Source organism: Saccharopolyspora aridisoli (genome assembly GCF_004348445.1).
GTDB lineage: Bacteria > Actinomycetota > Actinomycetes > Mycobacteriales > Pseudonocardiaceae > Saccharopolyspora > Saccharopolyspora aridisoli.
The window spans coordinates 75,483-90,867 of record NZ_SMKV01000021.1 but is presented as its reverse complement, the minus strand read 5'-3'; the positions used below and the strand labels follow the sequence as shown (position 1 = coordinate 90,867).

General features: G+C 72.9%; 1 protein-coding gene (running past one end of the window). It reads left to right on the top strand.

What is annotated here, in order from left to right:
- A protein-coding gene (locus E1161_RS28140) for a type I polyketide synthase (protein ID WP_408011992.1) crosses the window boundary here: on the top strand, positions 1–15,385 show its 3' portion. It extends 3,530 nt beyond the left edge of the window; 15,385 of the gene's 18,915 nt are visible here — the last part of the coding sequence; the start codon falls outside the window, past its left edge; its stop codon occupies positions 15,383–15,385.

The following is a 15,385-nucleotide window of genomic DNA, read 5'->3' as shown; positions in this document are numbered from 1 at the left end:
CGCGTCCCTGCACCTCGCCGATGAGCTGGGTCGGCCCGTGCTGTCGGTGGAGAACCTGGTCGGCCGCGCGGTGACGGCCGAGCAGCTGGGCTCGCAGCGCGTTGCCGACTCGCTGTTCGCACTGGAGTGGAGGTCCCGGCCGCTTCCGGGTCCGCAGCAGTTGCGCTGGGCCGTGGTCGGTGATGGCGCAGCGGTTCCCGACGTCGCGGCGCACGCCGACCTCGCCGAGCTGATCGAATCGGTGGGCGAGGACGTCCCGGACGTCGTCGCCCTCGTGTGCCCGCGCGCCGCGGACGACCTGCTGGACGGCGTCCGAGACGTCGCCGCAGCGGTGCTCGACGCGGTGCAGGGGTGGCTCGCCGACGACCGCTTCGCCAGGTCCCAACTGGTCGTGGTGACCGAAGGTGCCGTCGCGGCCGACGAGGGCGCGATCGATCTCGGCCAGGCTCCGGTGTGGGGCCTCGTCCGGGCGGCCGAAGCCGAGAACCCCGGCCGGTTCCAGCTCCTCGACGTGGACGACCTCGCACACGTCCAGGCCGCGATCGCGGCGGGTGAACCGGAGGCAGCGGTCCGCGACGGCCTGCTCCGCGTGCCTCGGCTGACCCGCGCTCCCGCCGACTCGGCGGGGCCGGCGCTGCCGAACGGCACCGTGCTCGTCACCGGCGGCACCGGCGGGTTCGGCGAGCTGGTGGCCCGGCACCTGGTCTCCGCGCACGGCGTGCGCCACCTGCTGCTCACCAGCCGTCGCGGCCCGGACGCGCCGGGTGCCGACCGGTTGCGCGCCGAACTCGCTGAACTGGGCGCCTCGGTGTCCATCGTCGCCTGCGATGTCGCGGACCGCCAAGCCCTCGCCGAGGTGCTCGACGGCGTTCCCGGCGAGCACCCCCTGGTCGGTGTCGTCCACGCGGCCGGTGTCACCGACAACGGCGTGGTCGAGTCGATCACGCCGGAGCGGCTCGACCACGTGTTCCGCCCGAAGGTCGACGCCGCGTGGCACCTGCACGAGCTGACCCGCGACCGGGAGATGTCGCTGTTCGTGCTGGTCTCCTCCGCAGGAGGGCTGGTGCTCGCCGGGGGCCAGGCGAACTACGCGGCCGCCAACGTCTTCCTGGACGCCCTCGCCGCGCACCGCCGCCGCGAGGGCCTTCCCGCGATCTCGCTGGACTACGGCGTTCTCGACATCGGCGGAGGACTCAGCGCCGGACTGGCGCAGACCGACTGGGACCGCATGCGCGAGCATGGCCACCTGCCGCTGTCGGCCGAGGACGTGCTGGCCCTGTTCGACGCGGGGGTGGCCTCGAACGCCGCGCAACTCGCTCCGCTGCGGATCGCCTCCGGCGCGCTCCGGACACGGGACGGCGAGATCCCCGCGTTGCTGCGCGGTCTCGTGCGCGGTCCGGTGCGCCAGGTGGCGCGGACTTCGTCGATCACCCGCGAACTGGCGGGGCTGACCGACGCCGACCGGCGCGCCGCCTTGCTCGAACTCGTGCGCTCCACGGCCGCGGCGGTGCTCGGCCACGCGTCGGCAGGAGCCGTCGAGCCCGACCGCGCCTTCCAGGAGCTCGGGTTCGACTCGCTGACCGCGGTGGAGTTCCGCAACCGGCTGGGTTCCGCGACCGGGCTGCGGCTCCCCGCCACGCTCGTCTTCGACCACCCGACTCCGCTGGCGGTCGTGGGCCACCTGGAGGACGACCTCACCGGGGCGGTCCGGGCGGACGCGGTCACCACCACCCGCAGCCGGGTCGACGATGACCCGATCGCGGTGGTGGCGATGAGCTGCCGCTACCCGGGTGGGGTGACGAGCCCCGAGGACCTGTGGCAGCTGCTGCTCGACGGCACCGACACCATGGGCGATTTCCCGACCGATCGCGGCTGGGACTTCGACCGCATCTTCCACCCCGAACCGGGCAAGGTGGGGCGGACCTACGTGTCGACCGGCGGTTTCGTCGACGACGCCACCAAGTTCGACCCGGGCTTCTTCGGGATCTCCCCGGCGGAGGCGACGCAGACCGACCCGCAGCAGCGGGTGATGCTGGAAGTGGCCTGGGAGGCGGTCGAGCGCGCGGGCATCGACCCGCGCTCGCTGAAGGGCAGCCAGACCGGTGTGTTCGCCGGGGTGATGTACCACGACTACGCGCGGGGAACCGACTCGGCGAGCAGCAGCGGAGGCAGCCTGGTCTCCGGTCGGGTCGCCTACGCGCTCGGTCTGGAAGGCCCTGCGCTGTCGGTGGACACGGCGTGCTCGTCCTCGCTGGTGGCGCTGCACCTGGCGGTGCAGTCGCTGCGTTCCGGCGAGTGCGATCTCGCCCTGGCCGGTGGTGTGACGGTGATGTCCACGCCGGAGGCGTTCACCATCTTCGGACGGCTTCGCGGACTCGCGCCCGACGGCAGGTGCAAGCCGTTCTCCGACGCGGCCGACGGGATGGGCTGGTCCGAGGGCGCCGGCGTGGTGGTGCTGGAGCGCCTGTCGGACGCGCGTCGCAACGGCCACGAGGTGCTGGCGGTGGTGCGCGGCAGCGCGGTGAACCAGGACGGCGCCTCCAACGGGTTGACGGCGCCGAACGGTCCCTCGCAGCAGCGGGTGATCCGGCAGGCACTGGCGACCGCCGGACTTCGACCGTCCGATGTGGACGCGGTGGAGGGCCACGGCACCGGGACGCCGTTGGGCGATCCGATCGAGGCGCAGGCACTCATCGCCGCCTATGGCCAGGATCGCGAGCAGCCGCTGCTGCTGGGCGCGCTGAAGTCGAACATCGGGCACGCGCAGGCCGCCGCGGGCGTGGGTGGGGTCATCAAGGTGGTGATGGCGCTGCGCCACGGCCTCCTGCCGAAGACCCTGCACGCCGACGAACCCAGTCGGCAGGTCGACTGGTCCACCGGTGGTGTTCGACTGCTGGACGAATCGAGGCCGTGGCCGGAGGTGGGCAGGCCGCACCGGGCCGGGGTGTCGTCGTTCGGGATCAGCGGTACCAACGCGCACGTCATCCTCGAGCAGGCCCCGCAGCACGACGAATCGCCGACCGGTCAGCGGACCGGACCTCCCGCGGCGGTTCCGTGGGTGGTCTCGGCAAGGTCGGAGCAGGCGCTCACCGAGCAGGCAGCTCGGTTGATGTCCGCTGCGGGCGATGACGTCCGGCCGGAGGACGTCGGGTTCTCGCTGGTGACCTCGCGGACGGCCTTCGAGCACCGCGCCGTCGTGCTGGGATCCGACCTCGACGAACTGCGCGGTGCCCTGGACGCGCTGATCGCGGACCGGCCCGATAAGAACGTCGTGCGGGGTGTCGCCGGAACCGCGGGCAAGACCGCGTTCGTCTTCCCCGGCCAGGGATCGCAGTGGGCCGGGATGGGCCGCGAGCTGCTGGGGCGCTCGGCGGCGTTCGACGAGCGGATCGACGCGTGCGCGGCGGCACTGGCCCCGTACGTCGACTGGTCGTTGCTCGACGTGCTCGGCGAAGCCGACGACGCGCCGTCCCTGGAACGCGTGGACGTCGTCCAGCCGGTGCTGTGGGCGACGATGGTCTCGCTCGCCCACCTGTGGCGCTCGCTGGGCGTGGAACCCGCTGCGGTGGTCGGTCATTCGCAGGGAGAGATCGCTGCGGCGGTGGTGTCCGGTGCGTTGAGCCTGGAGGACGCCGCCCGGGTGGTCGCCCTGCGCAGCCGGGCCGTGGCCGAGTGCCTGTCCGGACACGGCGGGATGCTCTCGGTCGCGCTGCCCGAGGAGGAACTGCGCGGGCGGCTGGACCGGTGGGGCGAGCGGCTGGCGGTGGCCGTGGTGAACGCGCCGCACTCGACGGTCGTTGCCGGTGAGAACGCCGCGCTGGACGAACTGCTGGCGGAGTGCGAGGCCGAAGGTGTTCGCGCGCGGCGGGTCACCGTCGACTACGCGTCGCACAGCCCGCAGGTGGAGGCGGTCCGCGAGCGCGTGCTCGACGACCTCGCCGACATCCGGCCGCGTTCCAGCGCGGTCCCGTTCTACTCGACGGTGACCGGCGGGCTGATCGACACCGCCGGGCTGGACCCGCAGTACTGGTACGCGAACCTGCGTCAGGCGGTGCGGTTCGAGCGGACAACGCGAACCCTGCTGGCCGACGGGCACGACGTGTTCATCGAGCCCAGCGCTCACCCGGTCCTCACGGGCGCGGTCGAGCAGACGCTCGAGGACGCCGGTGCCGAGGGAATCGTCCTCGGCTCGTTGCGACGCGGGCGAGGCGGCTGGGAGCAGCTGCTGACCTCCGTCGCCGAGGCCCACGTCCGCGGTGTGCCGGTGGACTGGGCAGCACTGTTCGCGGGCACGGGCGCGCGCCGCGTCGACTTGCCCACCTACGCCTTCCAGCGCCAGCGCTACTGGGAGGACCCGGTGGAACCGGCGGTCGACGTGGACCCGGTGGACTCCGCCCTCTGGGACCTCGTCGAGGACGGCGACCTCGCATCGGCCCTGGAGCTCGACGCCGAGACCGCTGCCGTGGTCGCACCAGCTCTCGCGTCCTGGCGCGACCGCTCACGTGCGCAGGTCACCGCGGACACCTGGCGATACCGCGAAACCTGGACCTCGCTCCCCACCCGGCGAACCACCCCACCCGGAACCTGGCTGGTCATCACCCCGACCGCCCCCACAGGAGCCAACCCGGAGCACAGCGGTTCTCGGGGTCCGGATCACGGCCGTGTTCGGGGGCGGGTGTTGGCGGCCCTGGAAGCGGCGACCGAGGTGGTGTGGTTGGAGGTGGGTGACGAGGACCGTGCCGGGCTGGCGGGTCGGTTGGCGGAGCTGCCCGACCTGGACGGTGTGGTGTCGTTGCTGGGCACCTCGGAAGCCGCGCATCCCGTGCACGTGTCGAGCCCGGTCGGCTTGACCTCGACGGTGCTGCTGATCCAAGCGCTGGGCGACGCCGGCATCACCGCTCCGCTGTGGTGCGTGACGCGTGGTGCGATGTCGATCGGGGACTCCGATCCGGTGCGCAACCCGGTGCAGACGGCGCTGTGGGGTCTCGGCCGGGTCGCCGCGCTGGACCTGCCGAACCGGTGGGGCGGTCTGATCGACCTGCCCGATGATCTCGACGAAACGGTCGGGGAGCACTTCGTCGGCGCGCTGGCGGGCGCCGGTGGTGAGGACCAGATCGCCGTGCGCTCCTCCGGGGCGTTCGGGCGGCGGCTGTCCCGCGCCCCGCGCGGTCCGCGCCGGGGGGAGTGGCGGGTACGGGGCACCGTCCTGATCACCGGCGGGACCGGAGCCCTCGGCGGGCAGGTGGCTCGCTGGGCGGTCGGCCGCGGAGCCGAGCACGTGCTGCTGGTGAGCCGTCGAGGCCCTGAAGCGCCCGGAACCCGCGAACTGCGCGAGGACCTGGAGGCGCTGGGCGCCCGGGTGACCGTCGAGTCCTGCGACGTCTCGGACCGGGACGCGCTGGCGGGCGTGCTGTCGCGCGTGCCGGACGACCTTCCGCTGACGGCGGTCGTCCACGCCGCCGCGCACGGCGAGGGCGAAGCTCCCGTCGACCTCCTGGAAGCCGACGACCTCGACGTCGTGCTGCGCGCGAAGATGACCTCGGCGCGGCACCTGCACGAGCTCACCGCGGACCGCGAGCTGGACGCCTTCGTGCTGTTCTCCTCGGGTGCGGCGAGCTGGGGCAGCGGTCGGCAGTCCGCCTACGCGGCGGCGAACGCGTTCCTGGACGGCCTGGCGCTGCACCGGCGAGGTCTGGGCCTGGCGGCGACCTCGATCGCGTGGGGCGCGTGGGGTGAATCCGGTATGGCCACCGACCCGGAGCGCGCGGAGCGGATGCGGCGGCTCGGCGTGCTGCCGATGGATCCGCAGCAGGCGCTGCTGGTGCTGCAGCACGCGGTCGAGGACGGGGTCGCGACGCTCACCGCGACCAACACCGACTGGCAGCGGTTCGCGCCGAGCTTCACCGCCGGTCGGCCGAGCCCGCTGCTGACCGGGATTCCGGAAGCCCGGCAGGCGCTCTCCGAGGCGGCCACCACCGTCCAGCAGGAGAGCGCCTCCGAGCTGGAGCGGCGGCTCACCGGCCTGACCGAGGTCGAGCAGGAGCGCGTCCTGCTCGACCTGGTGCGCACCGAAGCCGGGCGGGCCCTGGGCTACGCCGATCCCGGTGAGCTTCCCGTGGAACGCGCGTTCCGCGACCTCGGTTTCGACTCGGTGACCGCCGTCGACGTCCGCAACCGGCTCAAGGCGGTGACCGGGCTCGCGCTGCCGACCACGCTCGTCTTCGACCACCCGACGGCGAAGGCGGTGGCCGCGCACTTGCGGGGCGAGCTGCTCGGTCACCGCGAGGCGGTCGTGGCTCCGGTCGCCGGCGCGGTGCACTCCGACGATCCGATCGCAGTGGTGGGTGTGGGGTGCCGGTACCCGGGCGGGGTGTCCTCACCCGAGGAGCTGTGGGACGTCGTCGCCGAAGGACGGGACGTGATCACGTCGTTCCCGACCGATCGCGGCTGGGACCCCGAGCGGATCAACAGCGCTACGGCGCAGGGCGGTTTCCTGGATGACGTGGCCGGTTTCGACGCGGGCTTCTTCGGCATCTCGCCGCGCGAGGCGCTGGCGATGGACCCGCAGCAGCGGCTGCTGCTGGAGGTCTCGTGGGAGGCGCTGGAGCGTGCCGGGATCGACGCGTCGTCGTTGCGGGGCACTCCGACCGGCGTGTTCACCGGCACCACCGACCAGGACTACGGTGACCTGCTGACCAACTCGAACGCTCGCGAGGACTTCCAGCTCTACGCCACCACGGCGTTCTCCGCGAGCGCCCTGTCCGGCCGCATCTCCTACCTGCTGGGCCTGGAAGGCCCGGCGATCACGGTGGACACGGCGTGCTCGTCGTCGCTGGTGGCGATGCACCTGGCCGCGCAGTCCCTGCGGCAGGGCGAGTGCGACCTCGCCCTGGCGGGCGGGGTGCGTGTGATGGCGACGCCGAACGCGTTCGCCGCGTTCACCTGGCAGGGCGGCCTGGCCCCGGACGGGCGGTGCAAGGCGTTCGCCGACGGGGCGGACGGCACCGGCTGGTCCGAGGGCGTGGGTGTGCTCGCCCTGGAGCGGCTCTCGGACGCGCAGCGCAACGGGCACCGCGTGCTGGCGGTGCTGCGCGGCTCTGCGGTGAACCAGGACGGCGCCTCCAACGGGCTGACGGCGCCGAACGGTCCGTCGCAGCAGCGGGTGATCCGCCAGGCGCTGGCCGCCGCCGGCCTGGAACCGTCCGATGTGGATGTTGTTGAGGCGCACGGGACCGGTACCGCGCTGGGTGATCCGATCGAGGCGCAGGCGCTCCTGGCGACCTACGGCCAGGACCGGGAGACTCCCGTGCTGCTGGGTTCGATCAAGTCGAACATCGGGCACGCGCAGTCCGCGGGTGGCGTCGCCGGTGTCATCAAGATGGTCGCCGCGATGCGCCACGGGGTGGTGCCGCGCACGCTGCACGCGGAAGAGCCATCGTCCGATGTGGACTGGTCGGCCGGCGCGGTGGAACTGGTTTGCTCGCCGAGGGTTTGGCCGGAGACCGGCCGTGCTCGTCGCGCCGCGGTGTCCTCGTTCGGCGTCAGCGGAACCAACGCGCACGTGATCGTCGAATCGGCGCCCGTGGTGGACCAGCCGGTGGAGGAGCCGGAGGTCGAGCCGACCGCGGTCCCGTGGGTGGTGTCGGCGCGCTCCGACGCCGCCTTGTCGGAGCAGCTGCGGCGGCTCACGACCTTCGTGCGGGACGCCCCCGAGCTCTCACCCGTCGACGTCGGTTCCTCGCTGGCGGAGTCGCGGGCGGTGTTCGAGCACCGCGCGGTGCTGCTGGGCTCGGACTCCGAGGTGGTGGAGGTCGCGCGTGGTGTGGCCCGCGAGCATTCGTCGCTCGCAGTGCTGTTCTCGGGGCAGGGCTCTCAGCGCCTCGGCATGGGCCGGGATCTCTACGACCGGTTCCCGGTGTTCGCCGAGGCTCTGGACGCGGTGTTGGGGCACCTGGACCCTGCGGTGCGGGATGTGATGTGGGGCCGGGACGCGGTAGCGCTGAATGAGACCGGCAACGCCCAGCCTGCGTTGTTCGCGGTCGAGGTGGCGCTGTTCCGTTTGGTGGAGTCGTTCGGGTTGCGGCCGGACCATCTCGCGGGGCATTCGATCGGTGAGGTCGCGGCTGCGCATGTTGCTGGTGTGTTCTCGCTGGAGGATGCGTGCGTGCTGGTCAGTGCGCGGGCGAGCCTCATGCAGGCACTTCCGCCCGGTGGGGCGATGGTGGCGGTGCAGGCCGGTGAGGAGGAGGTTCTGCCGCACCTCACCGGTGGTGTGTCGGTCGCGGCGGTGAACGGTCCGTCGTCGGTGGTGCTGGCCGGTGATGAGGCTGCGGTGCTGGGAGCGGCGTCGCGGTGGAAGTCTAGGCGTCTGCTGGTCAGTCATGGGTTTCACTCGTCGTTGATGGACCCGATGCTGGACGACTTCCGCGAAGCGATCAGCGGATTGTCGTTCCAGGAACCGATCATCCCGATCGCCACCGGCGGGGACGTGACCTCGCCGGAGTTCTGGGTGCGGCACGTGCGGGAGACCGTGCGGTTCGCCGATGCGGTGACGCACCTGGTCGACGCCGAGGTCACGGCGTTCTTGGAAATCGGTCCGGACGGGGTCCTCGCCGCGATGGCCGCGGAGGTCGCGCCGCAGAACGCGGTCGCGGTTCCGGCGCAGCGCGAGGGTCGTGACGCCGAGTCGGTGCTGCTCGACGCGCTGGCGCGCTTGCACGTCTCGGGTGTCGAGGTCGACTGGACCGGAGTGTTCGCAGGCACCTGCGCGCGCCGGATCGACCTGCCGACGTACGCGTTCCAGCGGGAGCGGTTCTGGCCGGATCGGGTGGGGTCGAACACCGGCGATGACGTCTTCTGGGAACTGGTCGACAACGGCTCGCTGGCCTCGGAGTTGGGCCTTGACGAGGAAGCGGTGGCCGGTCTGGCCCCCGCGCTGTCCTCGTGGCGCAACCGGCGGCGCGTGCAGTCGCGGGTGGACTCCTGGTGCTACCAGGAAGTTTGGACCCCGCTGGACCCTCCGTCCTCCTCGCCGACGACGGGGACCTGGTTAATCGTCGTGCCCGCCGAACTCGCGGACGACCTGTGGGTCAGCGCCGTGGTCGACTCCTTCGGCGCGAGTTCTCAAGTCCTGGAGATCACCGACGGAGGAGGACGCGGCGAGACGGCCGACCGGCTCGCTGCCCTGCCGGAGGTGTCGGGTGTGGTGTCGCTGCTCGGCGTCGCCGAGCGGGGCCTGAGCAGTACCGCGCTGCTGGTGCAGGCGCTCGGCGACGCGGGCATCGACGCGCGCGTCTGGGCCGTGACCCGGGAAGCGGTGTCGACCGGCGACGACGACCCGGTCCGCCATCCGATGCGTGCCGGGACGTGGGGTCTGGGTCGGGTCGCCGCGCTGGAACTCCCCGGCCGCTGGGGCGGCCTGATCGACCTGCCCGACGTGCTCGACGAGCGCACGATCGAGCGCTTCACCGCAGTCCTGGGCTCGGGCGCGGAGGACCAGGTCGCGGTGCGAGCGCAGGGCGCGTACGGCCGCCGACTGCTGCCCGCGCCGCGTGCCCAGTCCGTCCCGGAACCGTTCTCGGCATCGGGGACCGTGCTCATCACGGGTGGTACGGGCGCGCTGGGCGCCGCCGTCGCGCGTGATCTGGCCGGACGCGGGGCCGAAGAGCTGATCCTGGTGAGCCGCCGCGGGCCGCAGGCACCCGGCGCCGCCGAGCTGCGCGACGAGCTGACCGCGATGGGCGTGCGGGTTCGGGTCGAGTTCTGCGACGTCGCCGACCGCAACAGCCTCACCGCCCTGCTGGCCGGCGTCGAGCGGTTGTCCGGCGTGGTGCACGCGGCCGGTGTGGTCGACGACGGCGTGCTGGAGCAGCTGACACCGGACCGCTTCACCGACGTGTTCCGGTCCAAGGTGGACTCCGCGTTGCTGCTGGACGAGCTGACGAGCGATCTGGACTTCTTCGTGCTGTTCTCGTCCGTGGCCGGTGCGGTCGGCAACCCGGGCCAGGCCAACTACGCCGCCGCCAACGCGGTCCTGGACGCGTTGGCGCAGCGCCGCCGCAGCGCCGGGCTTCCCGCCACCTCCATCGCGTGGGGTGCCTGGGCAGGCGGCGGCATGGCCGCCCAGGACGAGGTCGCCCAGCGGCTGCAACGCGGCGGCGCAGGGACGCTGGACCCCGACCTGGCGATCACCGCCCTGTGGCAGGCCGTCACTCGCCCTGCCGCGACGACGATCATCGCCGACCTGGTGCACCCACCGACGCTGAGCGCCTTGCTCGAACTGCGCCCGATGCCGCTGCTGTCCGAGCTGCCGGAAGCGCGATCGGCCCTGGCCGCCGTCGGGTCCGCCCGCCCGGACGTGGGACCGACCGCTTTCGCCGCCCGGTTGCACGAGCTGGCCGAGGCCGAGCGGACCGACCTGGTGCTCGACCTGGTCCGCACCCGCGTCGGTGCCGTGCTGGGGCACGCCGAGCCGGCGGCGATCGGACTCGACAAGGCGTTCCGGGACCTGGGCTTCGACTCGCTGACCGGCGTCGAACTGCGCAACCAGCTCGCCGCCGCCACCGGACGGACGCTGGCCGCGAGCCTGGTCTACGACTACCCGACGCCTCGGGCCCTGGCCGAGCACCTGCTCGGCGAACTGCTCGGCGACCGCGCCGAGATCGAGGTGGCGCAACGCCGCGACCGGGTCGAGGAGCCGATCGCGATCGTCGGCATGGCCTGCCGCTTCCCCGGCGGTGTCGCCTCCCCGGACGACCTGTGGCAGCTCCTGGTGGAGGGGGAGGACGCGATCGCCGCGTTCCCCACCGACCGGGGCTGGGACCTCGACGCGCTGCTGGGCTCCGGCGAGGTGCCCGGCGAGGGCGGCTTCCTGGTCGACCAGGCCGATTTCGACCCGGTGTTCTTCGGCATCTCGCCGCGCGAAGCGCTCGCCATGGACCCACAGCAGCGCCTGTTGTTGGAGACGTCGTGGGAAGCGCTCGAACGCGTCGGGGTCGTCCCGGCGTCCCTGCGGGGAAGCCGGACCGGTGTGTTCGTGGGCAGCACGATGCAGGACTACGCGAACGTGCTGACCAGCTCGGACCAGGACACCGGCGGCCACGCGCTGACCGGCGTCGCGGGCAGCGTGATCTCCGGGCGACTGGCCTACACCTTCGGTTTCGAAGGCCCGGCCGTCACGGTGGACACCGCCTGCTCCTCGTCGCTGCTGGCGATGCACCTCGCCTCGCAGTCGCTGCACCAGGACGAATGCGACCTGGCGCTGGCCGGTGGCGCCACCATCATGTCCACACCGGCGACGCTCTCGGAGTTGGAGCGGCAAGGTGCCTCGGCCCCCGACGGGCGCTGCAAGGCGTTCTCCGACGACGCCGACGGCGCCGGTTGGGCGGAAGGCGTCGGCGTGGTGGTGCTGGAACGCCTGTCGGACGCCAAGCGCAACGGGCACCAGGTGCTGGCGGTGGTGCGGGGCAGCGCGGTGAACCAGGACGGTGCTTCCAACGGCCTCACCGCGCCGAACGGTCCTTCGCAGCAGCGGGTGATCCAGCAGGCGCTGTCGGCCGCAGGTCTGTCCGCATCGGACGTCGACGCGGTCGACGCGCACGGGACCGGTACCGCGCTGGGCGACCCGATCGAGGTCCAAGCCCTCGCGGCGACCTACGGTCAGGACCGGCAGCACCCCTTGCTGCTCGGCTCGATCAAGTCCAACATCGGTCACACCCAGGCCGCTGCAGGCGTGGCGAGCGTGATCAAGATGGTGCTGGCCCTGCGGCAGGGGATGCTCCCGCGCACGCTGCACGCCGAGACGCCCTCCTCGCACGTGGACTGGTCCACGGCCGCGGTCGAAGTGCTGAGCTCGCCCGCGGAGTGGCCGGAGGTCGGCCGGGCGCGGCGAGGAGCGGTGTCGTCGTTCGGCATCAGCGGAACCAACGCGCACCTCATCCTGGAGCAGGCGGAGCCCGACCAGCCGTCGGCCGAGGGCTCCGGTCCGAGCGAGACCTTGGGCGGTGTCGTCCCGTGGGTCGTCTCGGCCAGGTCCGAGTCCGCATTGGACGGTCAGCTCGACCGGTTGGAGGTCTTCGCCGCCGACAACCCCGAGATCGCCCCGGTCGACGTCGGCTTCTCGCTGCTGACCACCCGCTCGGTGTTCGAGAACCGCGCTGTGGCACTGCGTCTGGGCGGTGACGCCGTCGGTGCGGTGCGCGGCGAGGTGGGCGAAGTCGGCCCCGGTCCGGTCCTGGTGTTCCCGGGGCAGGGCACCCAGTGGGCGGGCATGGCCCTGGAGCTGCTGGACGCGTCGCCGGTCTTCCGCGCCGCCATGCACGAGTGCGACGCGACCATCGAACCCCTGGCCGGGTGGTCGGTGCTGGAGGTGCTGCGCGAGTCCACGACCGAGGAGGGCGCCGCCGCGCTGGAGCGGATCGAGGTCCTCCAGCCGCTGCTGTTCGCGGTCATGGTGTCGCTGGCGGAGGTCTGGCGCTCCTGCGGGGTCCGGCCCGCCGCCGTGGTCGGTCACTCCCAGGGCGAGATCGCGGCGGCCTACGTCGCCGGTGCGCTGAGCCTGGTGGACGCGGCGCGGATCGTGGTGGTGCGCAGCCGGCTCTTCGCCGAGGAGATGGTGGGCGAGGGAGGAGTGGCCTCCGTCGCGGCCTCCCGGGAGGACGTCCGGGAGCTGCTCGACGACTGGCCGGACCAGCTCGCCCTCGCCGGGGTCAACGGGCCCGGCGCGGTCACCGTCGCGGGCGACCAGGACTCTCTGGACCAGTTCGTGGCGGCCTGCGAGGCGCGGGGGATTCGGGCGCGGGTCGTCGCCCCGGTCGCCTCGCACTGCGCGCACGTGCAACCGCTGCGGGACGCCCTCCTGGAGTCGCTGGCGTCGGTGCGGCCTCGGTCGGCGGACGTGCCGTTCTACTCGGCCGTCACCGCCGCCCGGATCGACACCGCAGAGCTGGACGCCGAGTACTGGTTCCAGAACGCCCGGCAGCCGGTCGACTTCGCCGGTGCCGTCGGCGCGCTGCTCGTCGACGGCCACCGGGTGTTCATCGAGCCCAGCGCCCACCCGGTGCTGACGATGCACCTGCAGCGGATGGCCGAGGACGCCGAGGTCGACGTGACGGCCGTGGGAACGTTGCGACGCCACCAGGGCGGTCCCGTTCGCTTCGCGACCTCGATGGCCGAGGCGTACGTGCGCGGTGTGGAGGTCGACTGGAGGCCGTTGTTCGCCGGCACCGGTGCGCGCCGCGTCGACCTGCCGACCTACGCCTTCCACCGGCAGTGGTTCTGGCCGAAACCGGGTGCCGCCGCGGCCGCGGTGGATCCGGTGGATTCGGCCTTCTGGGAGTTGGTCGAAGGCGGAGACCTGGGTTCGGCCTTGGGCCTGGACGCCGAGACGGCGGCCGCGATCACCCCGGCGCTGGCCTCTTGGCGCAACCACCAGCGAGCACACTCGGTCACCAGCGCCTGGCGGTACCAGGAGACCTGGTCCGCGATGACGGGACTCGCCGCGGAAGCGCCGTCCGGTGTGTGGCTCGCCGTCGTGCCCAGCGGTTCCGGTGACGAGTGGACGAACTCGGCGCTCACGGCGCTGGGACCTGATGCGGTGGTGGTCGAGGTTTCGCCGACCGCGGACCGCGACCGGCTGGCGTCCGAGCTCGCCGGGGTCGCGTCGGAGGGGACCGAGATCGCCGGGGTGCTGTCGTTGCTGGGCGTCCTCGAGACGGCGCATCCGGTGCTCGGCTCGACCCCGGTCGGCATGCTCTCGACGTTGACGCTGCTCCAGGCGCTGGGCGATCTCGGCGTTGACGCGCCGCTGTGGTGCGCGACCCGGCGTGCGGTGTCGGTGGGCGACTCGGACGCCCCCTGCAGCCCGGCCCAAACGGCGTTGTGGGGCATGGGTCGCGTGGCAGCGCTGGAGCTGCCGCGCCGGTGGGGTGGTCTGATCGACCTGCCCGACGAGCTCGACGAACGCGTCCTGGAGCACTTCGCCGGTGCGCTGGCGGGTTCCGAGGACCAGATCGCGGTGCGCTCCTCCGGTGCGTTCGGACGGCGGTTGGCGCGTGCGCCGCGCGGTCCGCGGACCGACGACTGGCGGGTCAGCGGCTCGGTGCTGATCACCGGCGGTACCGGTGGGCTGGGCGCCCGGGTCGCTCGCTGGGCGGTCGGCCGCGGGGCCCAGCACGTGGTGCTGGTGAGCCGCCGCGGACCCGACGCCCCCGGTGCCGCTGAACTGCGGGCCGAACTCCAGGCATCGGGCGCGGAGGTCACGGTGCGGGCCTGCGACGTCGCCGACCGGGACGCGCTGGCGACGGTGCTGGCGGAGATCCCGGACGACCGCCCGCTGCGCGGGATCGTGCACGCCGCGGGCATCTTCGACAGCGGCGTCGGTCTCGACTCCCTGTCCGGCGAGGAGGTCGACGGTGTGCTGCGCGCGAAGATGACCTCGGCGCGGCACCTGCACGAGCTCACCGCGGACCGCGAGCTGGAGGCCTTCGTGCTGTTCTCCTCGGGCGCGGCGAGCTGGGGCAGCGGCGGCCAGGCCGCCTACGCGGCGGCCAACGCCTTCCTCGACGGCCTGGCGCAGCAGCGGCGGAGCCTCGGCCTGCCCGCGACGTCGATCGCCTGGGGAGCGTGGTCCGAAGCGGGCAAGGCCGCCTCGGACGCAGAGGACGCCGAGCGCCTGCGCCGGCGAGGCGTGCTGCAGATGGCCCCGGAACTGGCGGTCCTGGTGCTGCAGCAGGCCGTGGCGGACGGGCTCGCGACCCTCACCGTGACCAACACCGACTGGGAGCGGTTCGCACCCAGCTTCACCGCAGGACGCCCGAGCCCGCTGCTGTCCGGGATCCCGCAAGCCCGCCAGGCGCTGGCGGAGCCCGAGGCGGAACCGGACGAGTCGGCGCTCAAGCGGCGCCTGGAGTCTCTGCCCGAGGCCGAACGGGGCCGCGTCGTGCTCGACCTGGTTCGCCGCGAAGCCGCGGTGACGCTCGGATTCACCGACGACGCGTTCCCGGCCAACCGGGCCTTCCGCGACGTCGGCTACGACTCGGTGACGGCCGTGGAGCTGCGCAACCGCCTCAAGGCGGCCACCGGGCTGGCGCTCCCGGTGACGCTCGTGTTCGACCACCCGACGCCCGCGGCCCTGGCCGGACACCTGCAACAACTACTCCTGCCCGGCGCATCCGCGAGCGGGGCCGACCCGGACGCGCACATCCGGGAGGCGCTGGCGGCCATCCCGGTCGGCCGCCTGCGCAAGGCCGGACTGCTGGACCTGGTCCTGGGACTCGCCCACGACGACGGCGATGCCGCCGAACCCCCGCCCGACGATGTGGGCTCGATCGACGAGATGGACGGCGAAAGCCTCCTGCGGCTGGCGACCGAGAACTCCGCGAACTGA